The sequence below is a fragment of the Streptomyces sp. SS8 genome, from assembly GCF_054072955.1.
Genome location: NZ_JBSVCZ010000006.1, coordinates 97,851 through 122,575, shown reverse-complemented (window position 1 = coordinate 122,575; position 24,725 = coordinate 97,851). Strand labels below are relative to the sequence as shown.

Sequence of the window (24,725 nt, the reverse complement as noted above, 5' to 3'; positions counted from 1 at the left end):
GGGCGCGGTGATCGCTCGCAGCGAACACGTGACGGGGAACACGGCGCGCCTCCCGGGCATTGAACAGGTGTTGAGTCACCTCAGCTCAACTTGTCTGCCGAGGGAGAGATCATGGCTCTGTCGCCCGCAACGCTCACCCTGCCCGTGCTGCCGCTCGACGACGAGGTGGTGCTGCCCGGGATGGTGGTGCCGCTGGACCTGTCCGACGCCGAGGTGCGGGCCGCGGTGGAGGCCGCCCAGTCCGCCGCCGAGGACGGCGCGCCCGGTTCCGGCGGCCCCGGCGGCCCCGGCGGCAAGGACGGCAAGGGGGAGAAGCCCCGGGTGCTGCTCGTGCCGCGCATCGACGGCTCCTACGCGGGCATCGGGGTGCTCGGCCGCGTGGAGCAGGTCGGCCGGCTGGCCGACGGCGACCCCGGTGCCCTGCTCCGGGGTGTGAGCCGGGTGCGGATCGGCGCGGGCACCACCGGGCCGGGCGCCGCCCTGTGGGTGGAGGGCACCGAGATCGAGGAGAGCGTCCCCGATCCGCTGCCCGGCGCCGTCGCCGAACTCGTCAGGGAGTACAAGGCGCTGGCCACCAGCTGGCTGCGCAGGCGCGGCGCCTGGCAGGTCGTGGACCGCGTCCAGCAGATCGACGACCCCGGGCAGCTCGCCGACAACTCCGGCTACAGCCCCTTCCTCGGCTCCGGGCAGCGGGTCAGGCTGCTGGAGACCACCGACCCGGTGGAGCGGCTGAGGCTGGCCGTCACCTGGCTGCGCGACCACCTAGCCGAGCAGGACGTCGCCGAGGCCATCGCCAAGGACGTCCAGGAGGGCGTGGACAGACAGCAGCGCGAGTTCCTGCTCCGCCGCCAGCTGGAGGCCGTCCGCAAGGAGCTGGCCGGGCTGAGCGGACAGGCGGAGGGCGAGGGTGACGACCACCGCGCCCGGGTGGAGGCCGCCGACCTGCCGCCGAAGGTCCGCGAGGCCGCCCTGAAGGAGGCCGACCGCCTGGAGCGCGTCCCCGAGCAGAGTCCCGAGAGCGGCTGGATCCGCACCTGGCTGGACACCGTCCTGGAGATGCCGTGGAACGAGCGGACCGAGGACGCCTACGACATCGCCGGCGCCCGCGCCGTCCTGGACGCCGACCACGCCGGCCTGGAGGACGTCAAGGAGCGCATCACCGAGTACCTGGCCGTCCGCAAGCGCCGGGCCGAACGGGGCATGGGCGTGGTGGGGGGACGCCGGGGCGGCGCGGTGCTGGCCCTGGTCGGGCCGCCCGGAGTCGGCAAGACCTCCCTGGGAGAGTCCGTGGCCCGGGCGATGGGGCGGAAGTTCGTCCGCGTCGCGCTCGGCGGGGTGCGCGACGAGGCCGAGATCCGCGGCCACCGCCGCACCTACGTCGGCGCGATGCCGGGCCGGATCGTGCGGGCCGTCAAGGAGGCCGGCTCGATGAACCCGGTCGTGCTGCTCGACGAGATCGACAAGGTCGGCAGCGACTTCCGCGGCGACCCGGCCGCCGCCCTGCTGGAGGTGCTGGACCCCGCGCAGAACCACACCTTCCGCGACCACTACCTGGAGGTCGAACTCGACCTGTCCGACGTGGTGTTCCTGGCCACCGCAAACGTCCTGGAGTCCATCCCCCAGCCCCTGCTGGACCGCATGGAGCTGGTGCGGCTGGACGGCTACACCGAGGACGAGAAGGTCGTCATCGCCCGCGACCACCTGGTGCCCCGCCAGCGCGAGCGCGCCGGGCTGGAGGACGGCGAGGTGGCGCTGGAGGAGGACGCGCTGCGCAGGCTGGCCGGCGAGTACACCCGCGAGGCGGGGGTGCGCGACCTGGAGCGGTCCGTGGCGCGGCTGCTGCGCAAGATCGCGGCCCAGCACGAACTGGGGGAGCGCGAACTGCCGTTCACCGTCGGCGCGGACGACCTGCGCGCCCTGATCGGCCGCCCCCACCACATCCCGGAGTCCGCCCAGGACCCGGCCGGGCGGCGCACCGCCGTCCCCGGAGTGGCCACCGGACTGGCCGTCACCGGCGCGGGCGGGGACGTCCTCTACGTCGAGGCGTCGCTGGCCGACCCGGAGACGGGCGGCTCCGGTCTGACGCTGACCGGGCAGCTGGGCGAGGTGATGAAGGAGTCCGCGCACATCGCCCTGTCCTACCTGCGCTCGCGAGGCGCGGAACTGGAGTTGCCAGTGGGCGGTCTGAAGGACCGCGGCGTCCACCTCCACGTCCCGGCGGGCGCGGTGCCCAAGGACGGGCCGAGCGCGGGCGTCACCATGACGACCGCGCTGGCCTCGCTGCTGTCGGGCCGCCGGGTCCGCCCGGAGGTGGCGATGACCGGTGAGGTGTCGCTGACCGGCCGCGTCCTGCCGGTCGGCGGGGTGAAGCAGAAGCTGCTGGCCGCCCACCGCGCCGGGATCACCACGGTGGTCATCCCCGAGCGGAACGAGCCGGACCTGGACGACGTGCCCGAGGAGGTGCTGCGCAAGCTGGAGGTCCACCCGGTCTCGGACATCCGCCGGGTGCTGGAACTGGCCCTGGCCCCCGCCGGGGCGGACCTGCCGGTCGCGGTCTGAGCGGGCGGGTTCGTCCGCCCGCCGGTGAAACGGCTTCCGGGCGTCACCGGCCGGTGGGGACGGTGACGCCGGGGAGCCGGCTAGAACTCCACCAGCACGGCCGTGGCGTCGTCGTGCGTCTTGCCGCGCGGGAAGGCCGTGCCGGCGCGGTCGGCCGACTCGGCGGTGCGCACCCGCCCGATCAGCGACCGGGGCCCCTCCTTGCGGAGCACCGCCATCAGCTCGGTCCAGTCGCCCAGGCGGAAGGTGTCCGTCCAGCGCGTGACGCCGTCGCTCAACGCGGCCAGCGCGCGAACCCGTTCGCGGGGTGCCGAACCCACCACCGCGCGTCCGGCCACCGACGGATCGGCCGCCGCGGTGAAGAAACCGCCCTCGGCGTTGCGCAGGGACTCCAGATACGCGGCCCGCTCGGCCGGGGGCAGCGCCCGCGCGGCGGGCCGCAGCCCGTCCAGCCGGGGGTCGAGAACGGGCGTCACCGCCCCGTCCGCGCCCTCCACCAGCAGCGCCGAGTCGGAGAGCACCAGATGCTCGACGGCCGAGTCGTCCCAGCGGGCCAGCACCACCGTTGCCTGCGGAGTTCGGGAGTGAGAAAGGTCACACCCCGACCCGTGGGCGGAGGCGGTCCGGCCGATGGCGGAGGCCAGGCACTCCCTGAGCGTCATATCCCGTCGCGAACCGGACAGTTCGAGCAGTGTCCCGCCCAGCCGGGCCACGTACCACGGCACGTCGTGCGCGCACCCGGTGTCCTCCGGGGGCGGGGTCACGCCGTCCAGCACCACCAGCGCCCCGCCCCTTCCCGCCGCAGGTAGGGCTACCGACGCGTAGTCCTCGTTGGGGACCTGGGGGCTGCCGGGCTCGCTCGCCATCTCGATCCGCATGCGCGCCAGTGTGCCGGAGGGGGCCGGAAGGGGGCGCGGGCCGGGTGCCGCCGACAGGGATGGACGATGGGCCGAAAACAGGTCTGAACCACTGTCACGACCTGCGGGTTCTTCGCCGGAGTTCTGCCGGAATCGGAGTTTCCGCGAAACGGCGGGCGCGAATATTGCCAAAAGGCCGGGCGGATTTCCAACCCCTGACCGGTGTGTGGCCGAACCGTTCGCGGCATCGGAGTTGTTCGGCAACTCCCCCGTGATGTTCACTCCTTCGAGTGGCCCGGCAGGGGGACCGCCTCCGTGTCCGCCGCGGCGATGGAAACGTCGGCCGCCGCGGGCAGCCGTGATCGGACGGGATACGGTCCCCTGCCGCACACATTGGACTGTCGCGTCCCGGACTGGTCCGGGACGGCGGAACGAGATTGCGAGCACGGGTGGGGAAGAAGCGACACCGGAGCAGCCGGCAGGACCGCCAGGACGGCACAGCCTCCGCACCGCCCCCCACCGGGCGCAGGGCGCGGGTGCGCAACAGACTCCTCGCCTCCGTCGTGCTGTGCGCCGCCGCCGTACTCGCCGCGGGCGCGCCCTCGGTGGCCACGGCCTCGCGCGATCTGACCGACGCCCAGCGGCTGGTCGACCGCGCCGACCTGGGCCGCCGCGCGGTCTCGCTCTCCCACGCCCTGGCCGACGAGCGCGACGCCGTCGTCCGCCACATCGCCGCGGGCCGCACCACCAAGGACGGCGAGGGGCTCTCCGAGCGGGAGCGCGCCCGGGTGGACCGCGCCATCCGGGAGCTGAGCGCCGACGCCCCCGCCGACATACGCAGGCTGCTCGACGCCTTCCCCGACACCCGTCAGCGGGCCGTGGCCGGTGCGGGCGGCGCCGTCGAGACGTACGAGGCGTACACCCAGCTCATCCAGTCCCTCGGCGGCATCACCGCGGCCACCACCCGCGCCCTGCCCGCACGCGCCGAGAACGCGACGGCCGACGCGCTCCCCGACCTCGGGCGCGCCGTCGAACAGGCCTCCGCCGCCCGGGGTCTGCTGATGGCCGCGCTCGCGGGCGAGGGCGAGCAGCCGCGTCTGACCGCCGCCGCCCAGCAGGCGCACCTGCGCGAGCAGGCCGCTCTCGCCGACTTCGACCAGACCGCGCTGGCCGGCGACCGCGACGCGTATGCCAGGACCGTCACCGGCACCGACGTGACGCTGGCCGAGCGCTACCTGGCCCGCCTCACCGACCAGCCGCGGCTGGACCACCAGGACCGCTCCCTGGACCCCGACCGCGTGGTGTCCGCGCTGACCGCCCGGGTGGACCGCATGCGCAGCATGGAGTCCTCGCTGGCGGCCACCGAGGTGAAGAGGCTGGAGGGGCTGCGCGACGACGACGTCACGGCACTGGAGCTGCGCGCCGCCCTGCTGGGGATCTGTCTGCTGCTCGCCGTCGGCATCAGCGTGCAGACCGCCCGTTCGATGGCCCGGCCGCTGGCCGTCCTGCGGCGCGGCGGCGAGCGGGTGGCCGCCGACCCGGTGGGCGAGGAGCCGGTGGTGTACACCGGCCGCAACGACGAGTTCGCCGACGTCGTACGCGCCGTCAACCGCCTGCGGGCCACCGCCGCCGAGCTGCACGAGCGCGCCGTCCGGGCCGAGGCCGCGGCCGGCTCCGGGGAGGCCGGCTCCACACGGCCCGCCGATCCCGCGCGCGAGACCGGCACCGCCCCGCTCGCCGCCGAACTCGAGGCCGCGCGCGAGCGGTTGACCGCCCTGACCGCCGAGCACGAGAAGCTGCTGCGCGAGCACGGGTCCGCCAGGGCCGCCGGCGGGGCCGCCGAGTCCGCCGGGGGCGAGGAGCCCGAGCGCCGCCAGGGCGCCTCCAACGGCACGTTCGTCCACCTCGGACTGCGGACCCTGGGACTGGTGGAGCGGCAGCTGGCCCTGATCGAGTCCATGGAGCACGAGGAGAAGGAACCGGAGCGGCTCGCCGCCCTGTTCAAGCTCGACCACCTCGCCACCCGGATGCGCCGCCACAGCGAGAACCTGCTCCTCCTGGCGGGCTCCGAGCACACCACCGGCCATCTGGAGCCGGTGCCGCTGCTGGACGTGCTGCGCGCCGCGATCAGCGAGATCGAGCGCTACGAGCGGGTGGAGATCGCCACGCTGCCGCCGCACGCCCAGGTCTCCGGATCCGCCGCCGACGACATCAGCCACCTGATCGCCGAACTGGTGGACAACGCCACCGCCTTCTCGCCGCCGGAGGCCGAGGTACGGCTGTCGGGCTGGATGCTGGAGAACGGCGAGATCATGCTCTCCGTCCAGGACGAGGGCATCGGCTCCTCCCCCGAGCGGCTCGCCGAGCTGAACGCCAAGCTCGCCGACGGAGCCTTCGCCGCCCCCGAGGACGGTGACGTGCTGGGCATGGGTCTGTACGTGGTGGCCCGGCTCGCCGCGCGGCACGGCGTACGGGTGCAGCTGCGCGAGCAGCAGCAGGGCGGCATCGCCGCGGTCGCCGTCCTGCCGCGCGCCCTGCTGCCCGACCGCCCGGTGCCAGGGGCCCTCGCGGGGGCCAGGACCGCCACCGCGGGCACGGCGCAGCCCCTGCCGGGCACGGTGGCCGAGGCCAACGGCAACGCACTGCCGTCCAGCCCGGACCGGGCACGCCCGGCGGTGGCGGCGGACACGGACGCGCCGGACACCGGAGCGGGTGGCGAGGGCGCCGCCGCCGATGTCACCGAGACCGCGCCGATCCCCCGGATCACCGAGGACACCGTGCCTCCCCCGGCCGCCCGCGCCGCCGCCCCCGCGGAGGCCGGCGAGGCCGCGGCCGACCCCGCGCGCGACGCCCTGGTCCGGGCCGCGGGCCCGCACCACGCCGAGCCCGAGGACTCCCGCGAGCACAGCCGGACCCGGGACGAGGCGCCGGCGGCGGCTCCGGAAACGGTTCCGGAAACGGCCCCCGAACCCGCCCCCGCCTCCGCCGTGGAGGACGGGACCTCGCCCGCCCCGCGGACCGTCACCGCCAAGGGGCTCCCCAAGCGCACACCGCGGACCGTGGAGACCGGAGTCGACGTACCCCGGCCCCGTACGGGCGGACTGAAGGCCGAGGAGCTGCGCAGACGGCTCGGCGGCTTCCAGCAGGGCGCCAGGGACGGCCAGCGCGACGCGGAGGCGCAGATCGCAGCCGAGCAGGTCGCAGCCGGCCGCAGCGAGGGCCCGGCGGACGACCGCGCGGAGGCGACGGACACGGGTGGCACTGTCGAGGAGGCACGCAAGTGAACGCGCCCACCACCGCACACACGCCCAGCAGGCAGGCACGCAACCTGCGCTGGCTGCTGTCCAACCTGGTCGACGAGGTCCCCGGCGTACGCTCCGTCGCCGTGGTGTCCTCCGACGGCCTGCTCCTGCTCTCCTCCGAACCGGGCAGAACCGCCGGGACCACCGGGGCCGCCGGTCCCGGCGGCGGACCGGACCGCGAGGAGGACGGCGCCGGGGAGCGTACGGACGGCGCCGCCCCGCGCCGGGAGCCGGGAGGACGGCCGGAGCGCGGTCCCAGGGGCTCCGGCGCGGACCTGGCCACCATCGTCTCCGGCCTCGGCTCCCTCACCCGGGGCGCCTCCAAGCTGATGGACGCCGGGACCGTCAAGCAGACCATGGTCGCGATGGACGAGGGCAGCCTGTTCGTGATGTCGATCAGCGACGGTTCGCTGCTCGGCGTCCACGCCGCCCCCGACTGCGACATGAGCGTCGTCGCCTACCACATGGCCCTCTTCGTCGGCCGGGCCGGACACGTCCTCACCCCCGAACTCCGCACCGAACTGCGCACGTCGATGGAGCTGGACCAGTGACCTCCCACAGCCCGCTGCCCCTACGCAAACCCGCGCGCGTGCGCCCCTACTCCCTGACCGGCGGCCGTACCCGCTTCGGGCACGTCCTGCTGGTGGAGACCCTCGTCGCCGCCATCGAGGCCCCCGAGGCACGCCTGGAGCTGACCTCGGGGGGCCTGCGCGACCGCGTGATGCCCGAGATGCGGGCCATCGTCGAGCTGTGCCGCCGGATGCGCTCGGTCGCCGAGATCGCCGCCCGCCTGCGGATGCCGCTGGGCGTGGTGCGCGTGCTGCTCAGCGACCTCGCCGACCAGGGGCGCATCCGGGTCTACGGCACCGGCTACGACAACGACCGGCCCGACCGCGCACTGCTGGAGAGGGTGCTGGTCGGACTCCGCAGGCTCTGACGGGCCCTCCCGTACCCCGTCCGGCGCGTGAGGCCGGGCACAGACACCGACGCAGACCCGAAGCAGACCCGACGCAGATCCGAAGCAGACCCCGAGAAAGACCCGTGGTGGACGCCGTGAACGACCCGGCACAGAGCGCCGAGAAGCTCCAGCCCTGGCAGGAGGAGCGCGGACGCGCCCCGATCTCCGTCAAGATCGTGGTGGCGGGAGGCTTCGGCGTGGGCAAGACGACCTTCGTCGGCTCGGTCTCCGAGATCGAACCGCTGACCACCGAGGCGGTGATGACCCAGGCCAGCGAGGACACCGACGACCTCACCGCCACTCCCGAGAAGACCACGACCACGGTCGCCATGGACTTCGGCCGCGTCACCCTCGACGCCGACCTGGTGCTGTACCTGTTCGGCACCCCCGGGCAGCGGCGCTTCTGGTTCATGTGGGACGACCTGGCGCGCGGCGCGATCGGCGCGGTGGTGATGGCCGACACCCGGCGGCTGGAGGACTGCTTCCCGGCGCTCGACTACTTCGAGAGCTGCGCCCTGCCCTACGTCGTCGCCGTCAACCACTTCGAGGGCACGGAGTACTACGAGGCCGAGGACGTGCGCGAGGCGCTGTCCGTCCCCGACCGCGTGCCCGTCGTCATCATGGACGCGCGCAAGCGGGACACGGTCGTCGACTCGCTGACGGCGCTCGTCGGCCACGCGCTCAACCTCACCCCCGCCTGACCGGCGGCCCCCGGTCCCGCGCCGGCGCTCCACGCGCCGGCGCTCCACGAACCCCCACACCCAGGCACCCCATCACCCAGGCACCCCAGGGGAGAACCGCCATGCGGAAGATACTCATCGTCGGAGCCGGCCAGTCCGGTCTTCAGCTCGCGCTCGGCCTCCAGTCGCACGGCTACGAGGTCACCGTGATGTCGAACCGCACGGCGGACGAGATCCGCGGCGGCCGGGTCATGTCCACCCAGTGCATGTTCGACCAGGCCCTCCAGCACGAGCGCGACCTGGAGATCAACTTCTGGGAGGACCAGAGCCCGCGCACCGAGGGCCTGGGCGTCTCGGTCGTCGGCCCCGAGGGATCCCGTGTCATCGACTGGGTGGGCCACCTGGACGGCCACGCCCAGTCGATCGACCAGCGCGTGAAGATGGCCGGCTGGCTGGAGACCTTCGCCCAGCGCGGCGGCCAGCTCGTCATCCACGGCGCGGCCGTCTCCGACCTGGACTTCTTCGCCCGCACCTACGACCTGGTGCTCGTCGCGGCCGGCAAGGGCGAGCTGGTGACGATGTTCGAGCGGGACGCCTCGCGCTCGCCGTACGACAAACCGCAGCGCGCGCTGGCGGTGTCCTACGTGCACGGACTGGAGCGGCGCCCGGAGCACCCCGACATGCTGGCGGTGCGCTTCAATCTGGTGCCGGGCGTCGGCGAGCTGTTCATGATCCCCGGCTACACCGTCTCCGGCGCCTGCGACATCATGTTCTGGGAGGGGATCCCCGGCGGCCCGCTGGACGTCTTCCAGGGCGTCAAGGACCCCGCCGAGCACCTGGACCTCACGCTGGAGCTGATGAAGCGCTTCACCCCGTGGGAGTACGACCGGGCCCGCAAGGTCGAGCTGACCGACGCCGGCGGCACGCTCGCCGGCCGCTACGCGCCGACCGTCCGCAAGCCGGTCGGCCGCCTTCCCTCGGGCGGCGCGGTGCTGGGCGTGGCGGACGTGGTGGTGGCCAACGACCCGATCACCGGCCAGGGTTCCAACACCGCCTCCAAGTGCGCCGCCTCCTATCTGGCCTCCATCCTGGAGCGCGGGGACAGGCCGTTCGACGAGGAGTGGATGCAGGCCACGTTCGAGCGCTTCTGGGAGGACACGGCCCGGCACGTCACCAAGTGGTCGAACGGCCTGCTGGCACCGCCGCCGGAGCACGTGCTGCAGCTGATCGGCGCGGGCATGGAGCACCAGGAGCTGGCGGACCGCTTCGCCAACGCCTTCAGCGACCCGTCCGACCTGGAGAACTGGTTCTTCGACCCGGAGAAGGCACAGGCGTACCTGGCGAGCCTGGCCTCGGACTGAGCCGCGCCCACCGCCGGCCGCGCGCCCCCGCCGGCCGTACGCGGCACGGCCGGTGCACACCTCACCGGCCGTGCCGCGCCGCCTCCGCGTGGCGCAGCGCGGCCAGTTCGCCGTCGTCGAGCGAGGCGAGCGCCCGTTCCACCTCCGCCAGCCGCCGCCCGGCCACCTCCCGCCGCCGCCCGCTGTCGGCGGCGAGAGTGAGCTGCCGGTCCAGGGCGTCGCGCGCCCGGGTCGCGAGCCGGTCCAGCCGCCGCTCCTCGGCCGACAACCGGGCCGCGTCGGCGGCCCGGTCGCCCAGCACCCGCTCCACCGCCCGCCCGTGCTCCAGCGCCGTGCGCACCTCCCGCTCGTCACGGCCGAACAGCAGCCGCAGGGAGGGCGGAAGCACCCCGGAGGAGCCCCGGTAGTGCTGCCGGGCCAGCCGTCCGGCCTCGTCGCGGGCCTCGGCCAGCCGTACGCGGACGCCGGCCAGTTCGCGCTGGAGCCGGTCGACCTTCCCGCGCCGCTCGGCCGTCTCCCGCTCGACGGCGCGGTGTTCCCGGCCGGCGCTCTCGGCCCGCCGGTACAGGTCCCGCATCCGGGTCAGCAGTTCGCTGACGGGCACGTCACCGGCCGCCGGGGCGTCCCCGAACGCTCCGCCTGCCTCCCCGGTCCCCCCGGCCCCGTACCCGTCCGGGGCCGGGGGAGGGGAGGGGGCCGCCGCGGCGGACGGCCCCGGACCCGCGGCGATCGCGGCACCCGTCACCACCGCCACAGCCGCCCGCACCAGACGGGCCCGCACCCTCGCCACCGGCTCACCTCCGCGCTCCGCACCGCCACCGCCTTCGCGGGCTCCCGCGAAGGCCCTGCGGCGATCGTGGCACGCGCGGCCGGGGCCGGCCTCCGCAGCGGCGCCCCGGCTGCGGCAAACGCCGTAAGGATCCGTGGAGCACGGTGGCCCGGCCGGTGCCTCAGACCGGCCGCTTGACGGTGATGGCCAGCGCCCAGTCGCCGGGCCGCTCGGTGTACATCACCGCACCCGCCAGATCGCTCTCCTCGGTGGGCGTGACGTCGTCGTAGGGGAAGGCGTAACCGCGGCCGTCGGCCGCCAGCTCGTGCACGGCCCGCGCGTACTCGTGCCGGGGACCGTGGGTGTAGAACCCGGCGGAGACCGCGTCGGGCTGGGAGGGATTGCTCAGCAGCGTGGTGCGGCACAGCGCGGCGCCCAGCACGGCGGCGATGCGTCCCTGCTGGGTGGCGTTGATCCCGTGGAGGGTGCCGTCGCAGCCGAAGATGTCGGCCTCGGCGGTGGTGCCGGCCGACCCCGGCCTGGCGAAGGAGGCGGGGGAGCCATCCGTGATGCCCTCGAAGACCAACCGGTCGCCGTGGGTCCGGCCGGTGACGGTCCTGCCCGGCCAGACGTCGCCCAGGGAGATCCGCAGGTCCCGGCCGCCGTCGGCACGGTAGGCGTGCCACACCTGGTCGACGTAGGACCGGTAGTGCCCGGCGAACACCTCCGTGCCCAGGTCCGGGAGCTTGGCGGGGCTGGAGACCCGCACCAGGCGGTCGCCGTCGTACAGCGCGCACCTCCCCCAGTCGCCGCCGGCCCGGCGCAGCCGCTCGGCCAGCGCCGCCGTCCCGCCGGCGGGCATGCCGCCGACGTGCTGCACCTGTCCGCTGCCGGGGGTGAGGGTCAGGGAGATGGGCAGGGCGACGCCGTCCACGCAGGTGATGTTCCCCCAGATCCCGCTCGGGTTGTAGGTGAACTCACAGTAGTCCCAGGCGGTGCGGTACGAGGGGTCGGAGGGGTTGGCGGCCGACGGCTGGACGAGGGCGCCGGCGGCGCCGCCCGCGTTGGGGTTGGCGAAGAAGGAGACGCTCTGCCCGAGCGAGACGTACGCCCGGCCGCCGGTGAGGTGGTCGTTGAGGGGGATGTCCCGGTCGAACGGGATCCGGTGTGATTGAAGGAAGCCGCTCAGGTCGTGCATTCGCTCGGCAGGGTTGGGGATCGGGTCCAGGCGGCCGGTGGAGGGGTTGAGGAAGCCCTGCCCGCCGCCGGGCACGTCGGCGTGGACGTAGGCGAACGCGGTGGACCGGCCGGTCTCGTTGGCGAACCGCACGGTCGGTACGGCGGCGGCCGCACCGGCGGGCGGGCCGGCGGCGAAGCCCGAGGACGTGGCGGCGTATCCGATGACGGGGGCCGAGACGGCCGCGGCGGACAGACCGAGGAACCTTCTGCGTGACACCACGGTGGGGATCTCCTGACGGACGTGGTATTGGCATGGGCACGACATGTAGAGCCGTGCGTCCGGCCGCGGCCCGAAGGGGCGGGGAAGGCCGGACGAGGCCACTGTGCTGAGAGCCCGTTCAAAGGTCAAGACTTTTGCCTGAGAGCGCTCTCATTTAAGGTTCTCTTACAACTCCCGAAGTTCCAGAGCGAGTTGAGCCGCCGCTCCGCGCTCCGTACTCAGCGGTCCCCGGTTCCCCCGGCCCCTGTGCCCGGCCGGCTCCACGGCCACCTCGGAGCGCGCCGCTGCCTGCCCTCCGGCTGGTACACGTACCGCCAGCCGCGCGGCAGCACCGACCACCTCCCGCCGCCGGTCACCGCCTCCAGGCGGTAGACGTGGACGACGGGCCGGCCGCCCGCCGGATCGGGGACGGGGATCTCGTAGTACTTCGGCGGGCGACCGGTGGGGCCGAGCAGGACGGGCAGCACCCGCCCGTCCATCGGCCCGCCGGTGAACGCCGTCTCCTCGCTTCTCACCGCTCCAGTGTCACAGCAGGTGGAGGGCGTCGCCGACCACCGGGGCCACCTGCCGGACCAGCCGCCCCGCCGGCCCGTCCGGCCGCTCCAGCGCCAGCGCGGCGCGGGCGATCCGCGCCGCCCGCGCATCGCCGGCGGCGGTGGCGGCGAGCAGGGCGAGGAAGTGGTCCACCAGCCAGTCGCGCAGCTCGGGCAGCGGCGGCTGCTTGCCCTCGTCGAGCCAGATCAGCGAGGCGGCCTCCACCGCGGCGATCCAGGTGCGGACCGCCATCCGCAGCCGCGGGCCCGGCTCCAGACCCGGTTCCACCCTCAGGTGCAGCAGGATCTGCTCGGCCGCGGCTCGCCGCACCCCGTCCACGATCGCGTCCGTCCGGGACGTCTCGGCGACGCTGCCGCCCCTCAGCAGGGCGGCGAACCCCGCGTCGTGCCCGTCGACGAAGGCGAGGTAGCGGTCCAGCGCCCGTGACAGCCTGCGGCTGAGCGGGCCGCTCTGCGGCTCGGCGAAGCACCGGCGCAGCTCCTCGGCCGCGCTGCCGAGGGCGGCCTCGTACAACTGCTGCTTGCCGCCGGGGAAGTAGCGGTAGACCAGGGGGCGCGAGACGCCGGCCGCCGCGGCGACGTCGTCGAGCGAGACGTCCTCGGGGGCGCGGTGCGCGAAGAGGACCAGCGCGGCGCCGATGAGCTGGTCGCGCCGCTCCTCCACGGTGAGCCTGCGGTATGCCGGGGCGGTCATGCGGGCAGCGTAACCGCCGCCGGGCACCCCCGTCCCGTCCGTCCGTACCGCCGCCCCCGCGCCGCGCCGCCCCGTACCGCCTTGCCCGGGCACCGTCCTATGCCAGCAGCCCGGAGCTCCGCCACAGCCTGCGGCCGGCCCCGCGCAGCACCCCGATCTCGTCCAGGAACTCCGTCAGCCGCCCGGCGCCCGTCTGCATCACCTCGCGGCGGTGGCCGCTCGCCCTCACCTGGGCGAGGGCCTCGCGGCGGTCGAGCCCGACGTCGGTGTAGACCTGCGGGTTGACGAAGGATATGGACATCACCCGGGCCGCCTGCCCCGAGCTGATCCGGGTCAGCTCCGCCTCCCAGCGCGGGCAGCTCACCATCTGGCGGCGCAGCTCCTCGCGTGCGTAGCGCACGTGCCGGGCCTCCTCGACGACGTGGATGCGGGTGATGCCGCGCACCAGCGGCTGGACGCGCTCGTCGGGGAACGTCAGCCGCTGCATCCAGTCCAGGACCTCCTCGCCCAGCAGGGTCGCGGTGAACGAACCGGGCGTGGTGGAAACGGTCTTGAGGACCCGGGCCAGGTTGTGGTGGAACCGCGGGACCGGGTACGGCCGCACCCCCGCCCGGGAGATGAAGCGGGTGAACATCTTGGAGTGCCGGCACTCGTCCTCGATCTCGGTGAGGGCGTAGCGCACGTGCGAGCTGTCCATGGGCTTGTCGTAGATGTGCCGCACCAGCAGCTGGATGAGGATGATCTCGAACCAGACGCCGAGCGAGGCGAGCGAGGCGGCCTCGCGGCGGGCGAGGTCCATCCGCTGCTCCTCGGACATCCGCTTCCACAGCGGGGTGCCGTAGAGGGAGACCAGCTCCGGCGGCCAGAACCACTTGCCCTCCTCGAAGGGCGCGTCCCAGTCCAGCTCGCGGTCGGGATCGAAGGAGTGCCTGGCCGACGACTCGAGCAGGCGCTCGGCCACCTGTTCGCGGTCCTTGAGCAGCCCGAGGGCGTCCCGGAGCCCTCCGGCATCGGTCGCGGTCGTCATCGCACGGCCACCTCACTGTCGGGTTACTGACGGTCACACCTGGCTCGCCTCTTATGAGACCGCTCGTCAGCAAGCCCGTCAATCCCCCGCGCACGACCGGCCGGACGCGCGGAAGCGTCCGGCACGGCCGGGAGTCAGTCCTCCCGGCCGTGCGGACCGAAGGTCGTGCGCAGGTCGAACGCGTACGGCGTCGGCCCGTGCTCCCGCAGGTGCAGCAGGCGCTCCTCGGCCTCCGCCACGGTGGGCCGGTGCCCGTCCGCCACCCACCACAGGGCGGCCATCGCCTCGCCGACCCGCTCGAACCACTCGTGGCGCCGCTTGAGCAGCTCCCGGTGGCGGCCGGCGTACATGAACGCCTTGAGTGAGGGGAGGTCCCGCCAAACCGACATGTTGATGATCAGCCAGTCGTCCCCGAGCACGGGCACGTCCGTCGCGTTGCCCGAATCGCTCTGCAGCCGCCACACGAAGCCGTCGGCGCCGTCGGCGGTGGCGTTGACCGGGTCGAGGGCCTCGGTGAAGTCCCGCAGCAGGGGAGAGTCCAGTGGAGCCCTGAGGCGGGCGATGTTGACCTGGGCGAGGTGGTGCGCGGAGTCGGTCGTCATGGACCGCACGCTAGCGGCGGGCGCGCCGGCGGTGCGGGGTTTTCCGCCCTTCGGACGGCCCGCGCACGGCGGCGCCCGCCCCCGCCGCCGGGTGGGCGACGGGGACGGGCGTGCGAAGGTTCGGCCGCGGCCGTCAGCGGTGGCAGAACTTCGGGGCCGGGCCGATGTTCTCCACGTAGCGGGCGGAGACCCAGCCGTCGTGGTGGTGGTGCTTGCGGTCCAGCTTGTACCAGCGCGGGTTGCCGTCGATGTTCTGGCTGTTGACCTTGCACTCGATGTGGATGATCTTGCCGTAGGGCAGGGTCGCCAGAACCCGGCTGCGGGTGTTGGGGTGGCTGCGGACGTTCAGGCCGGAGCGGGCGATGACCCGGCCCTTGTAGGTGTGGTGGTGCCTGTCGTCCATCGACTCCGGCGCCATCTCCGGGTTGCGCGTCTCGGCACCGGCGCGCGGGGCCTCGACGCTCTGCCGGCCGAGGTCGGCGGAGGGGGCGGGAGGCTCGGCGAAGGCCGGCCCGGCGGCGGTGGCGAGTGCGACGGCGCCACCGGCGGCGACCAGGGCGAGCTTGCTGAGCTTCGACTTGACCATTGTGGAGAAACCTCCTGGGAGGGGAGGGTCCGGTGCGGGGACCGGGCCCGGGGAAAGGACACATGGACTGCGTCACGGCCCGTGATGAGCCGATCACTACCACGCGCAATTCACGTTAAATCGGCACATATGAGCACGCAATTCATCACAGTCGGTGACCGAATCGGCTAAGTCCCAGCTCAGAGCCCTTGTGGCCGCCCGGAGGCGCTTTTCGTCCCGATGCCCCGCACGGGTGAAGACGCCAGTGCTTCCCCGCAGGTCAGCGGCCCGCCCCGTCACCCGGACGCACCCGCCGCGCCGCGAGGGGGAGGCCGGTGCCCGTCCGGAGGCGCGGGTCGCCGGACCGGCCGAATCCGCGGGGCCCGTCCATGCGTGTGCCCCGCCGGTTTCCCCCGGCGGGGCACACGCGTGGACGGATGCGGGCAGGCGCGGACGGACGCGGAAGGGTCCCGCCGGAGAAGCCCGGCGGGACCCTGTGCGGTCAGCGCGTCCCCGGTGCGGAGCGCCTCCCGGTCACCACGTCACGTTGCCGTTGCCGCCGTCGAAGACGACGTCGGAGCAGGAGTAGAAGTTCTCCTGGCTGTCGGAACGGGTCCAGTGGATGTACATGAGGTGCTGGCCGGAACGCTGCGGCAGCCGGACGTCCCAGTAGTAGTGGCCGCTCTCGGACCCGACGCTGCCCGACTGCGGCGGGTTGGTCACGGTGTTGATCTTCTCCAGGTCACCCCAGGCCAGGGCCTTGTTCGGGGACCAGCCCTGCTTGGTGATGTAGACGTCGAAGCGTCCCGGGTGGTGCGCCCAGTTGCTGTGCTTGATCCGGACGCTGGCGCCGGAGGTGAGGTGCGTCTTCGGCCAGTCGCTGCGGGCGGCGTTGTACGAGGAGAAGTCGAACGGCCCGCGGTCGCCGCCGCTGCACAGCTTGCCGTCCGGGATGTAGCCCGTGGTGCGTCCGCCGCCGTTGGAGTCGAGCACGGCGAACCAGTTGTACAGCCCGGTGGTCCCGTCCTCCCGGACCGCGGCCGCGCAGGCCGGGTTGGCGGGCGTCTGGTGCCCGCTCCTGACCAGGTCCTGGTAGCACAGGTAGGTGCGCGAGCCCGGCATCATGGTCGCGCCGTGCGCCGTCGCCGGGGTGGGCGCGGAGGCCATGACGAGGCCGAACAGGGCGGCCCCGAGGAGGGCTAAGGAGCGGGGGGAGCGGGCCGACGCCGTGCGCCGGGCGGTGTGCTGAACAGCCATGGTGGGGGGTCTCCTTCGGAGTCTTCCGCGCCGGCGGGCGGCCGCCGGCGCCCGCCCGCGGAGAACGGGCCGGGCCGGCGGCGACCCGCCGTCGGGTCTGCGGCCATGCACGGAGGCGCTCCCGTCGGCGGCGGTCGGCCTGAAGGGCGTGGGGATCATCCGGCGACTACCCCTGGGAGCGCTCCCATTGCTTCAAGGTATCGCCGCGTGAAGCGCTCGTAAACGTCTTCTCGCGACACGGCTTCGAAAGTTCCCCGGAACATGGGAGAAACCACCGCGAAACGACCCTGTGACGCCGGTGCCCGGCGCCGGCGCGTGCCCCGGCCCCGGCGGTCCGCCGCCCCTACACGGCCGGCCCGGCGGCCTCCCCCGCCAGATACGCGCGCATCACCTCGGTGTGCGCCGGGAAGGCCAGTTCGGCCGGCTCCTCCAGCACCATCCACTCCGTCGCCTCGGCCGTGGGCGCCGACGGAGGGAGGGAGGCGGCGTCCCGCTCGGGCAGCAGACCGAACACCAGGAGGCTGGTACCCCCGTTGTGGACGTCGACCAGGGTCACGTCCCGCGCCGCGGCCTCGAGCCCGGTCTCCTCCCACAGCTCGCGCACCGCGGCCTGCCGCCAGCTCTCGCCCAGCTCCATGTAACCGCCGGGCAGCGCCAGTTCGCCGCGGAAGGGCTCGATGTCCCGCCGCACCACCACCAGCCCCCGACCGCCCCCGGCGGTGGTGACGGGCTGGAGCGCGACCGCCACGGGCAGGGGGTTGGCCCAGCTCGTCTCGCCGCAGCCCGCGCAGTCCCTGGGCCACCCGGCGCCGTCCGCGTAGCGCGTCCCGCAGTACGGGCAGTGGGTGATGCGGCGGCCCGGCGTGAATCCCATGTGCTGACTGCCCCTCTTCCGTGTAAGGCCGCCCGCCGACGGTTCGGCGGCGCTCCCTCGTCCAACCCGCTCATCCAACCCGATCGGCCGAGGCGAGGGGAGCCGAGGGGGCCCGGCCGCACGGCCGGGCCCCCTCGTGCCGGTCACGTTCCGCCGCGCCGCGCGTCAGCAGTTCGGCACGCCCGGCAGCTTGGCGTCGGGGTGGTCGATGTAGATGTTGGAGATGAAGCCGCCCTGGTCGCGGAGCTTGCTCCACCAGTTGTTGGTGTAACCCTCGGCGTTGACGGTGTCGCCCTGCTTCTGGCAGACGACCGTGACCCGGGTGGGACCGGCCAGGGTGGTCACCACGGCCGAGGAGAGGTAGGCGTCGGCGCGCACGCGTACGCCCGAGCCCCAGGTCGTGAAGCTGCTCCCGCCGCCGCAGCCGTTGTCGCTGGTGAGGTAGTACTGGTGGTAGCCGCCGGGATAGGCCAGGGCCGAGCCGTTGATGCGGATGTTCTGCCCGACGCCGTTGTAGAGCTGCTCGTAGTGAATGTGGGCGCCGGAGGAGTTGCCGGTGCTGCCGGTGGTGCCGATCTGCTGCCCCTGCCCGACCCAGGCGCCGCTCGCCACGGAGAAGGACGCCAGGTGGAAGTAGTACGTCTTCCAGCCGCCGCCGTGGTCGATGACGACGTAGTTGCCCGCGCCGCCCGCCTGGTAGTGCCGGGTGGCCGTGCCCGCCGCCGAGGCCAGGACGGGGGCGCCCGCGGTGGAGCCGCCGTCGGCGCGGACGAAGTCCAGCGCGCGGCGCACCTCCGCGGAGTGGTGGCTGTAGGTCCATCTCTGGCCGCAGGCGTAGGGGGCCTTGAAGTTGGGGGCGGCCAGGGTGCCGGCCTCCGCCGCCGCGGCGGCCGGAGCCGCGGTGAGCGTTCCGGCCAGTACGGCCAGCATTCCGGCCAGCGAGGCCAGGAGCCGCCTGAGCGGCCGGCGCCGCGAGGCGGGGGGCGTGAGGGATCGCGAAGACATGCGGTGGCTCCTCGTGGTGTGAGGGTGGGGGCGCAGCCCGCGGAACGCGCCGGCCGCCGGCTGCGGGACGGTGGGAACCTAGCCGGACCGGCGCCGGCTCACAACGGGCGGCGGGAGCCTTTCGAACCAGCTGGAATGCCTTGCGCGCCAAGGACTTACGGCCTTCCGCGGCGACCGCCGCCGAGCGTCCCCTTCACAGGAGGCGGCCGTCCAGCAGGGCCGTGCCCAGCGGGGTGCGGCGGTGCAGCACCCGCATCCCGTCCCGCCGGGAGGCCACCAGCCCCGCGTCCCGCAGCACCGCCACATGGTGGCTCACCGTCGACGGCGCCAGGCCCGTACGCGCCGCCAGGCCGGTGGTCGTCACCGGCTCCTCCAGCAACTCCAGCACCCGCGAGCGCGTACCGCCGATCAGCTGCGCCACCGGCGGCGCCGCCTCGTCCCGCCGCAGCCGGGTCAGCCAGCCGGGCGCGGGGGAGAGCGGGTGAACCAGGACCGGCGGCAGCGAGTCGTCCGCCGGCACCAGTGGGGTGCGGACGCAGAAGAAGCCGGGCATCAACGTCAACGCCCTTCCTTTCAGGGGCAGTTCACGCTCCACCGGATACGGGGCGCGCAGCGCGTGCCCGCCGTACTCCCACCCCTCGGGCGCGGCGTAGCTCGCCAGCAGCGCCTCCGCGCCCCCGGTCAGGGCGGCCTCGCCCCGGCGGCCGCGGTCGGCCGCGGCCTGCGCCCGGACGGCCGCCAGATACGGGGCCACCGCCACGTCGTGGTAGCGGCGCAGGGCCTCGCCCAGCCAGCGCAGCGCCTCCGCCCCGCCCTCGGCCACCCACCGCACGCTCCGCGGCACCGGACCGCGTACGTACACCCGCGCCAGCTCCTCGGCCAGCCGCCGCCGGGGTGTGGCCAGCACCCGCTCCAGCGCCGTGTCCAGATCGTCCTCGCCGCAGCCGGGGGTGAGGAAGTCGGGGAAGTACGGGGCCGGCGGGCACAGCCGCATCAGCTCCCGGACCAGCGGGACCATCCGGTGCCGCTCCAGCGCGGCGCGCACCTCCTGCCGCCAGGGGTCGAAGACGAGCGCGGCCTGCCGGTTCTGCAGCAGGTGCAGGCTCAGTACGGCCTCCCACAGCGGATCGGTCCGCCGCGCCACTCGCAACCGGGCCAACTCCCCGCTGTCGAAGCGCACATGCAACATGGCACATCCCATCGAGGCCGCGGCCCCGCCGGGCCGATTCCAGCGGGAACCTTCCCACCGCCGAACCGGGTTGAACGGCCCCGCGCGACCACGTACCTGTCCGAGGCGGATGGCATCCTTGCCCGGTGCCGATCGACGCGCACGGGTACGCCCCGCCCGCCCCTGGGACCGTCCCGCCGCGCCGGGACCCCTCTGCCCACACCCTCCGGAGGAAGCATGGACCTGCTCGTGTCGCTCGACGGGGCAGTGGCCACTCTCAAGGCCCCGCTGGGCCCGGCGGACATCGAACAGGGCTGGTCCGACGACCTCCGCCGGGAGATCCAGGAGGAGATCTCGATCTGCCGCTCGGCACTGCGGTGCCACGGCCCGGCGATGGTCCGCCACCTGCGACCCCGCCTGGACGAGTGGCTGGCGCGTGAGGGCGTGAGGCCGGGACGTCTGCGCGATGTGGTGCTGGAGATGCAGCGGCTGATCACCGAGGCACGCGACGGTATCTGATACTCCGGTCGGATCGGTCGCCGCGGTAGAGGCGGAATGGGTCGATCAGCTGGACGGTGGGGTCTTCCTCGGCGAGGCGGCGCAGTTCGCCGGCCAGCGCAAGGCGTCGGCTTCGGTGGTCTCGGTGGCGGTGAACATGAAGCCGCCGCTCGCCCGCGTGACGGCGTCCGGGAGGAAAGTCTTTCCCCGGCGACGCCGGCCGGAGACCACGCCCAGGGCGGCGCGTGGGTTGGGCAGGGTGGCGAAGCGGGTCAGTTCAACCACCCTAAGTCGCGGTCGAACACCTCGACGGACCTGTCCACGGTGCGCATTTGCATGTATAAGTGCACTTATTATAGCTCCGCTTATTCATCGTTCCGGTCCTCTTTCGCGTGCGTGCAGACTCCGCCGAACCGCCGGTACCCGGCTCAACAGCACCTACATCCCGGTTCGCCACCGGACACGCCTCACGCAACCGATCGCGCATGGCCCACACCTCTCCGGCTCGCCCATCTGGCGACTACGGGCCCCGGGCTCATCGGTCGACGAGGCCCCTTGCCGCGTTCGCGCCCTGTGCGCAGGCGACAGCCGGAAGAACCGGCAGTCACTCCGAGGAGATCGCTCCCCCAACCGGTCACACTCGTTCAGAGAGTGGTGGGTTCCGCCGAATGGGCTACTCCGCGAGCGGTGAGAGTGGTCTCAGGAACAGCAACCGGAGGGAAGCACTCATGGGGAACGTCCATGTCCGCAAGGGAGAATACCGGTATGCCTACCACACCGACCCCGACTGTCCCGCGCTGAACGGCAAACCGGAGACCTTCGTCGGGAAGGTGGAGATCTCCGAGGAAGACGCACAGGCGCAGGGGCTCAAGCCCTGCCGACAGTGCAAGCGGTAGCAAGCGTGATCGTTCCGCACAGGGGCGCGGCATCAATTCGAGGAGAAGAGCATGGCGTTGAGGCGGAAAGGATCACGGCGCATCGTGGTCGACGGCACGGCCTACCGCTGGCGTCTGCGCGGGAGGCCTACATACGGCCAGGGCATGTGCTGGTCTCCCTGCACCTACGCCGTCGAGGAGGCCGGCCGGGCACCGTGCTCGTCGTCACCACCGACCGGCCGCACACCGGCAACTGGGTCGGCGTGCCCGCCGGCCCAGCGCTGCCCGGTGAGGTCGCGCATGCCGTCCGCACCGCCCTCGCGCGCGGCTGGACGCCGGAGCGCCCCGGCTCCCCGTTCCATCTGGACCGGTCGGCCGGCTTCGTCCCGTGGGGCTGAAGGGGCGGGTGATGTCCTGGGACCGTAGGTCCAGGTGCACATGTGAAGACCCCGCACCCAGCGTCGTGGCTGGTGGCGGGGTCTGTCGGTACCTTCTGCGAGGTACCCCCGGCAGGATTCGAACCTGCGCACACGGCTCCGGAGGCCAGTGGCGGGCGAACCGGTACATGGGCGCTGACCTGCGGGGGAGTGAGGTCGCGAGCCGGCCGAACTCAAGATCATTACGTCATTACTACGCGGACCGCCTGTCACGGCCGTAGGGCGGCCGGTAGCGTCGTTCGCATGATCCGGGGTGATGACGAGTCTCAGGGCTGGGCAGAGGAGTTCACGGCCGAGAGCGCGGGGGCCGTCCTCCTTCAAGCATGTGAGGCGGCTGGGCTGGAGCCTTCCGGCGCGGAGCTGCTGCGGCTCGGCTCCAATGCCGTGTACCGCCTGGCGGCCTCCCCGGTCATTGTCCGCATCGCGCGCGACCGGGGCAGCCTGGAGGAGATGGAACGGGCCGTACGGGTCGCGCGCTGGCTGGAGGAGCAGGACTTCCCGGCCACCCGCGTCGTCCCTGGCGTGGAACAGCCTGCGGTGATCGGCGGGCGGGTCGTCACGTACTGGGTGAACGCGCAGGACCGTACCGAGTACGCGGGCCTGGACGAACTGGCGGACCTGCTCCGTCGGCTGCACTGGCTGGAGGAACCGGAGTCGCTGCGGCTGCCGTACTTCGATCCGGCCGCCAAGCTGTGGGCGTCCTTCGACGGCCTGGACGGCGTCTCCGAGGAAGACCGGACCTTCCTGGAGGAGCGGGCCGGTCGGCTGCTCAAGGAGTACGACCGGCTGGACTTCGTCCTCCCCTTCGGCATGATCCACGGCGACGCGAACGTCGGGAACGCGCTCCGCGACCGCGACGGCCGGGCCATCCTCATCGACCTCGACGGCTTCGCGCTCGCTCCCCGGGAGTGGGACCTCGTCCTGACCGCGCTCTACTACGACCGCTTCGGCTGGCACACGCGCGCCGAGTACGAGTCGTTCGTCCACCACTACGGCTTCGACCTCATGAACTGGCCGGGCTATCCCGTCCTCGCCGACCTGCGCGAGCTGATGATGACGCTCTGGCTTGGCCACCGGGTGACCACCGACCCCAGGTCGGCTGAGGAGTTCCCCCGCCGCGTCCGCGCCCTGCGCACGGATGGCAGCCGGAAGGACTGGCAGCCGTTCTGAGCCGTGCTCAGACCTCCGGCGCTGCCGGATCGGATCACCTTTGGATCCGATCGCCTTCTTCGGTGAGGGTCAGGGTGAGCGCCCCCATGAACTCGAAGTCCGCGGTGTACTCCCAATTCGAGTCGTCTGCGAGGAGGCCGGGGAGGCTTACGCGTGGCAGCGGAGGGCCGGGTTGGAAGCCGGCGGTTCCGTCGGGAGCCGTCCAGGGGATGACGCGCGAGACGTTGATCCATACCTTGTCCACAAGAGACAGGAGGATGGGGACGAGTTCGGAAGCCGGGCCGCTGGCCAGAGGCTCGGGCAGATCCCCCCACACTCCGGGCAGGATGTCGATCTCGGAAGCGTTGATCATGAAGGCGCGTTCGGCAGAGGACAGATCCTCCGTAGCGGGGTAAACCATGAGTGGATCATCCCAGTCCATCGCGCTCGGGCCAGGGGCTACGTGGCGGGAAGCCTGTCGGCTGCTTCCCACAGCCGGTGATCCGCCGCCTGCTCGTGGAAGTCGCGGACGATGGCCGTGGGGCCGATGCCCGCCAGGCGCTGCCGGAACTCGGCGAGGTAGCTGACGCAGCGGGCGGACTTGAGCTGTTCGCCGAGGTCGAGGGCGTCCAGTGCCACCCGGCACGCCTCCTCCGGGTCGCCGGCCCGTAGGTGGGCGTCGGCGAGCACCATGGTGGCGAAGAAGTCGCTGCGGATGTGCGTGCCGCTCATGGCGTTCTCGGCGTGGGCGACGGCTCGGCGTGCGTGGTCGACGTCGCGGAAGCAGTGGGCGGCTTCCGCCGCGAGTTCGGCCTCGTCGAAGTAGGTGATCCACTCCGGTTCGTCGCCGCTGTTGCGGCTTTCCAGGGCCCGGGTCGCCTCGGTGAGGGCCTGCTCGCACGATCGTGTGTCGCCGGTGCGGGCCAGGGCGCGGGCCTCCATGGCGTGGAACTGGGCCATGAGCGTCGGGGTAGCCACACCGGAGATGCCCATACGGGCCGCGCGGGCGAGCGTGGCGGCCTGGGCGTAGTGGCCGAGGAACGTCGCCTGGTGGCTCATCGCGGACAGGATGCTTCCGGCGAGTCGCCGGTCGTCGCCGTCCTGGGCGAGACGGAGGGCCTGGAGGAAGTACCGCTGGGCGAGGCCGTGATGGCAGGCGTCGTAGGACATCCACGCGGCCAGAAGCGTGGCCTCCGCGACGGTGGAGAACAGCGCGCGGCCGACGGACGCCTTGTACTGGCCGGTGAGCAGTGGCGCCACGTCTCGGCTGAGGTACTGGATCAGGGCATGCCGGGCGTGGTCTCCTCCGAAGCGATCGTCCAACTGCGCGAACATCTCGCTCGTCGTCTTGATGGCGGCCACATCGGCGAGCCCTACACGGACGCCGCTCCGCTCCTCGACCGCCGGCGGTGAAGGCTCCGGGGCCACAAGCCAGCGGAGGGACGCCTCGCTCCACGCGGGCTCGGACGGCGCGGCATGGAGCAGCGGCTCGTACTCGTTGAGATCGGCACGCCACAACTGGGCGAGTGAGTCGATCGCGCTCTCGGGAGCCGGTGGATACCTGGTCTCCAGAAGCCGGGCGTCGTGGCCGGTGAGGTGGTTCAGCCCGAGTTCGGCACCGGTCTTGCCAAAGGCTTCGCACAACAGCGGCCCGTAGAACTCGTCCGGAACGCTGTGGTCGTTCTCCCAACTGGCGATCCTGCGTTTCACACTGGAGTCGGCCGGGAGCGTCTGGCCCTGGCGGGCGGCGGCCTGGCGCATCTCACGTACAAGCCGCAACTGACCCCACCCGCGGTCCTTGCGGGCACCGCGCAGAAGACCCCCTATCGACTGGGTCGTTGCCACCACCATCGCCCCCTGCACAAACAGCCTTCGTGGCCTCCACTCGCCATGACTCTACGCATCCGACAAGTTACACGGAACCGAAAAGCGGGGGGTGCCTCCCGACTGGGGGATGACGAGGGGTGACGTGGTCGCCCCATGTGCGTCATCCCTCGTCACCTCTCGTCATCTCCCCAGCTCAAGGCCCCGGGACCGAGTCTGATCACACGGCGGCCGAGGGGTCGCCGCATCGG

Annotated in this window: 24 protein-coding genes and 1 pseudogene; 10 read left to right on the top strand and 15 right to left on the bottom strand. The window is 73.0% G+C overall.

Annotated elements, in window-relative coordinates:
* Positions 1 to 111: 111 nt before the first annotated feature.
* A complete protein-coding gene (gene lon / locus ACW69E_RS08280; RefSeq protein WP_457497526.1) occupies positions 112 to 2,559 on the top strand; it encodes an endopeptidase La in 2,448 nt (815 codons plus the stop codon).
* Positions 2,560 to 2,639: 80 nt separating this feature from the next.
* Here the strand turns inward: lon and ACW69E_RS08275 are convergent, their stop codons facing one another.
* Positions 2,640 to 3,437: a hypothetical protein gene (locus tag ACW69E_RS08275; protein ID WP_457497525.1), complete on the bottom strand. Its 798-nt coding sequence runs from the start codon at positions 3,435 to 3,437 to the stop codon at positions 2,640 to 2,642.
* Between the two features lie 428 nt (positions 3,438 to 3,865).
* Here ACW69E_RS08275 and ACW69E_RS08270 point away from each other — a divergent pair, with 428 nt between their 5' ends.
* From ACW69E_RS08270 to ACW69E_RS08250, 5 genes are all read left to right on the top strand, one after another.
* Positions 3,866 to 6,700 (top strand): nitrate- and nitrite sensing domain-containing protein, encoded by a 2,835-nt coding sequence (locus ACW69E_RS08270; protein ID WP_457497524.1) that lies wholly within the window; start codon positions 3,866 to 3,868, stop codon positions 6,698 to 6,700.
* Positions 6,697 to 7,269, top strand: coding sequence for a roadblock/LC7 domain-containing protein (locus ACW69E_RS08265; protein ID WP_457497523.1), 573 nt, complete (start codon positions 6,697 to 6,699; stop codon positions 7,267 to 7,269). The genes ACW69E_RS08270 and ACW69E_RS08265 overlap by 4 nt, the downstream gene beginning before the upstream one ends.
* Entirely contained in the window at positions 7,266 to 7,655 is a 390-nt protein-coding gene (locus ACW69E_RS08260) for a DUF742 domain-containing protein (protein WP_457497522.1), read from the top strand. Before ACW69E_RS08265 ends, ACW69E_RS08260 begins: the two co-directional genes overlap by 4 nt.
* A gap of 104 nt (positions 7,656 to 7,759) precedes the next feature.
* Positions 7,760 to 8,377, top strand: coding sequence for a GTP-binding protein (locus tag ACW69E_RS08255; RefSeq protein ID WP_237883440.1), 618 nt, complete (start codon positions 7,760 to 7,762; stop codon positions 8,375 to 8,377).
* Positions 8,378 to 8,478: 101 nt separating this feature from the next.
* Positions 8,479 to 9,717: a styrene monooxygenase/indole monooxygenase family protein gene (locus ACW69E_RS08250; protein WP_457497521.1), complete on the top strand. Its 1,239-nt coding sequence runs from the start codon at positions 8,479 to 8,481 to the stop codon at positions 9,715 to 9,717.
* Positions 9,718 to 9,778: 61 nt separating this feature from the next.
* On the opposite strand, the gene ACW69E_RS08245 is transcribed toward ACW69E_RS08250, so the two are convergent.
* The 11 genes and pseudogenes from ACW69E_RS08245 to ACW69E_RS08195 form a co-directional block, all read right to left on the bottom strand.
* Positions 9,779 to 10,507, bottom strand: coding sequence for a hypothetical protein (locus ACW69E_RS08245; protein ID WP_457497520.1), 729 nt, complete (start codon positions 10,505 to 10,507; stop codon positions 9,779 to 9,781).
* A 160-nt stretch (positions 10,508 to 10,667) separates the two neighbouring features.
* Positions 10,668 to 11,945: a glycoside hydrolase family 64 protein gene (locus ACW69E_RS08240; protein ID WP_457497519.1), complete on the bottom strand. Its 1,278-nt coding sequence runs from the start codon at positions 11,943 to 11,945 to the stop codon at positions 10,668 to 10,670.
* 218 nt (positions 11,946 to 12,163) lie between these two features.
* Positions 12,164 to 12,460, bottom strand: coding sequence for a hypothetical protein (locus ACW69E_RS08235; protein WP_457497518.1), 297 nt, complete (start codon positions 12,458 to 12,460; stop codon positions 12,164 to 12,166).
* Between the two features lie 10 nt (positions 12,461 to 12,470).
* Positions 12,471 to 13,193, bottom strand: a complete 723-nt coding sequence (locus tag ACW69E_RS08230; protein ID WP_457497517.1) for a TetR/AcrR family transcriptional regulator — start codon at positions 13,191 to 13,193, stop codon at positions 12,471 to 12,473.
* A 97-nt stretch (positions 13,194 to 13,290) separates the two neighbouring features.
* Positions 13,291 to 14,220 carry an AurF N-oxygenase family protein gene (locus ACW69E_RS08225; RefSeq protein ID WP_457497516.1) on the bottom strand — a complete coding sequence of 310 codons (930 nt, stop codon included), beginning with the start codon at positions 14,218 to 14,220 and terminating at the stop codon, positions 13,291 to 13,293.
* A gap of 134 nt (positions 14,221 to 14,354) precedes the next feature.
* The gene (locus tag ACW69E_RS08220; protein WP_457497515.1) at positions 14,355 to 14,822 is read right to left on the bottom strand and encodes a DUF3291 domain-containing protein; all 468 of its coding nucleotides are present in this window, start codon (positions 14,820 to 14,822) and stop codon (positions 14,355 to 14,357) included.
* Between the two features lie 133 nt (positions 14,823 to 14,955).
* Positions 14,956 to 15,408, bottom strand: coding sequence for an SH3 domain-containing protein (locus ACW69E_RS08215; RefSeq protein ID WP_457497514.1), 453 nt, complete (start codon positions 15,406 to 15,408; stop codon positions 14,956 to 14,958).
* Positions 15,409 to 15,927: 519 nt separating this feature from the next.
* Positions 15,928 to 16,644 (bottom strand): annotated as a pseudogene (locus ACW69E_RS08210) (lytic polysaccharide monooxygenase auxiliary activity family 9 protein); the annotation flags it as partial.
* 343 nt (positions 16,645 to 16,987) lie between these two features.
* Positions 16,988 to 17,518 carry an NUDIX domain-containing protein gene (locus tag ACW69E_RS08205; RefSeq protein ID WP_457497513.1) on the bottom strand — a complete coding sequence of 177 codons (531 nt, stop codon included), beginning with the start codon at positions 17,516 to 17,518 and terminating at the stop codon, positions 16,988 to 16,990.
* A 165-nt stretch (positions 17,519 to 17,683) separates the two neighbouring features.
* Positions 17,684 to 18,523, bottom strand: a complete 840-nt coding sequence (locus ACW69E_RS08200; protein ID WP_457497512.1) for a M23 family metallopeptidase — start codon at positions 18,521 to 18,523, stop codon at positions 17,684 to 17,686.
* Between the two features lie 193 nt (positions 18,524 to 18,716).
* Entirely contained in the window at positions 18,717 to 19,712 is a 996-nt protein-coding gene (locus ACW69E_RS08195; RefSeq protein WP_457497511.1) for an ArsR/SmtB family transcription factor, read from the bottom strand.
* A gap of 216 nt (positions 19,713 to 19,928) precedes the next feature.
* Between ACW69E_RS08195 and ACW69E_RS08190 the strand changes: the two genes are divergently transcribed.
* Positions 19,929 to 20,210 carry a hypothetical protein gene (locus ACW69E_RS08190; RefSeq protein ID WP_457497510.1) on the top strand — a complete coding sequence of 94 codons (282 nt, stop codon included), beginning with the start codon at positions 19,929 to 19,931 and terminating at the stop codon, positions 20,208 to 20,210.
* A gap of 45 nt (positions 20,211 to 20,255) precedes the next feature.
* Here the strand turns inward: ACW69E_RS08190 and ACW69E_RS08185 are convergent, their stop codons facing one another.
* Positions 20,256 to 20,474 carry a hypothetical protein gene (locus tag ACW69E_RS08185; RefSeq protein WP_457497509.1) on the bottom strand — a complete coding sequence of 73 codons (219 nt, stop codon included), beginning with the start codon at positions 20,472 to 20,474 and terminating at the stop codon, positions 20,256 to 20,258.
* 443 nt (positions 20,475 to 20,917) lie between these two features.
* On the opposite strand from ACW69E_RS08185, the gene ACW69E_RS08180 reads away from it, so the two are divergent.
* The 3 genes from ACW69E_RS08180 (at position 20,918) to ACW69E_RS08170 (ending at position 22,671) form a co-directional block, all read left to right on the top strand.
* Entirely contained in the window at positions 20,918 to 21,085 is a 168-nt protein-coding gene (locus ACW69E_RS08180) for a hypothetical protein (RefSeq protein WP_457497508.1), read from the top strand.
* Between the two features lie 194 nt (positions 21,086 to 21,279).
* Positions 21,280 to 21,462, top strand: a complete 183-nt coding sequence (locus ACW69E_RS08175) for a hypothetical protein (protein WP_457497507.1) — start codon at positions 21,280 to 21,282, stop codon at positions 21,460 to 21,462.
* 282 nt (positions 21,463 to 21,744) lie between these two features.
* Positions 21,745 to 22,671, top strand: a complete 927-nt coding sequence (locus ACW69E_RS08170; RefSeq protein WP_457497506.1) for a phosphotransferase enzyme family protein — start codon at positions 21,745 to 21,747, stop codon at positions 22,669 to 22,671.
* A 34-nt stretch (positions 22,672 to 22,705) separates the two neighbouring features.
* On the opposite strand, the gene ACW69E_RS08165 is transcribed toward ACW69E_RS08170, so the two are convergent.
* Both ACW69E_RS08165 and ACW69E_RS08160 read right to left on the bottom strand, forming a co-directional pair.
* Positions 22,706 to 23,071, bottom strand: a complete 366-nt coding sequence (locus tag ACW69E_RS08165; protein ID WP_457497505.1) for a hypothetical protein — start codon at positions 23,069 to 23,071, stop codon at positions 22,706 to 22,708.
* A gap of 38 nt (positions 23,072 to 23,109) precedes the next feature.
* The gene (locus ACW69E_RS08160) at positions 23,110 to 24,360 is read right to left on the bottom strand and encodes a hypothetical protein (RefSeq protein ID WP_457497626.1); all 1,251 of its coding nucleotides are present in this window, start codon (positions 24,358 to 24,360) and stop codon (positions 23,110 to 23,112) included.
* Positions 24,361 to 24,725 lie beyond the last annotated feature (365 nt).

Excerpts from the sequence above, each read along its gene's own strand:
- lon (WP_457497526.1), top strand. The coding sequence starts at position 112 with ATGGCTCTGTCGCCCGCAACGCTCACCCTGCCCGTGCTGCCGCTCGAC.
- ACW69E_RS08275 (WP_457497525.1), bottom strand. The coding sequence starts at position 3,437 with ATGCGGATCGAGATGGCGAGCGAGCCCGGCAGCCCCCAGGTCCCCAAC.
- ACW69E_RS08250 (WP_457497521.1), top strand. The coding sequence starts at position 8,479 with ATGCGGAAGATACTCATCGTCGGAGCCGGCCAGTCCGGTCTTCAGCTC.
- ACW69E_RS08230 (WP_457497517.1), bottom strand. The coding sequence starts at position 13,193 with ATGACCGCCCCGGCATACCGCAGGCTCACCGTGGAGGAGCGGCGCGAC.
- ACW69E_RS08225 (WP_457497516.1), bottom strand. The coding sequence starts at position 14,220 with ATGACGACCGCGACCGATGCCGGAGGGCTCCGGGACGCCCTCGGGCTG.
- ACW69E_RS08220 (WP_457497515.1), bottom strand. The coding sequence starts at position 14,822 with ATGACGACCGACTCCGCGCACCACCTCGCCCAGGTCAACATCGCCCGC.
- ACW69E_RS08215 (WP_457497514.1), bottom strand. The coding sequence starts at position 15,408 with ATGGTCAAGTCGAAGCTCAGCAAGCTCGCCCTGGTCGCCGCCGGTGGC.
- ACW69E_RS08205 (WP_457497513.1), bottom strand. The coding sequence starts at position 17,518 with ATGGGATTCACGCCGGGCCGCCGCATCACCCACTGCCCGTACTGCGGG.
- ACW69E_RS08200 (WP_457497512.1), bottom strand. The coding sequence starts at position 18,523 with ATGTCTTCGCGATCCCTCACGCCCCCCGCCTCGCGGCGCCGGCCGCTC.
- ACW69E_RS08195 (WP_457497511.1), bottom strand. The coding sequence starts at position 19,712 with ATGTTGCATGTGCGCTTCGACAGCGGGGAGTTGGCCCGGTTGCGAGTG.
- ACW69E_RS08190 (WP_457497510.1), top strand. The coding sequence starts at position 19,929 with ATGGACCTGCTCGTGTCGCTCGACGGGGCAGTGGCCACTCTCAAGGCC.
- ACW69E_RS08180 (WP_457497508.1), top strand. The coding sequence starts at position 20,918 with ATGGGGAACGTCCATGTCCGCAAGGGAGAATACCGGTATGCCTACCAC.
- ACW69E_RS08170 (WP_457497506.1), top strand. The coding sequence starts at position 21,745 with ATGATCCGGGGTGATGACGAGTCTCAGGGCTGGGCAGAGGAGTTCACG.
- ACW69E_RS08165 (WP_457497505.1), bottom strand. The coding sequence starts at position 23,071 with ATGGTTTACCCCGCTACGGAGGATCTGTCCTCTGCCGAACGCGCCTTC.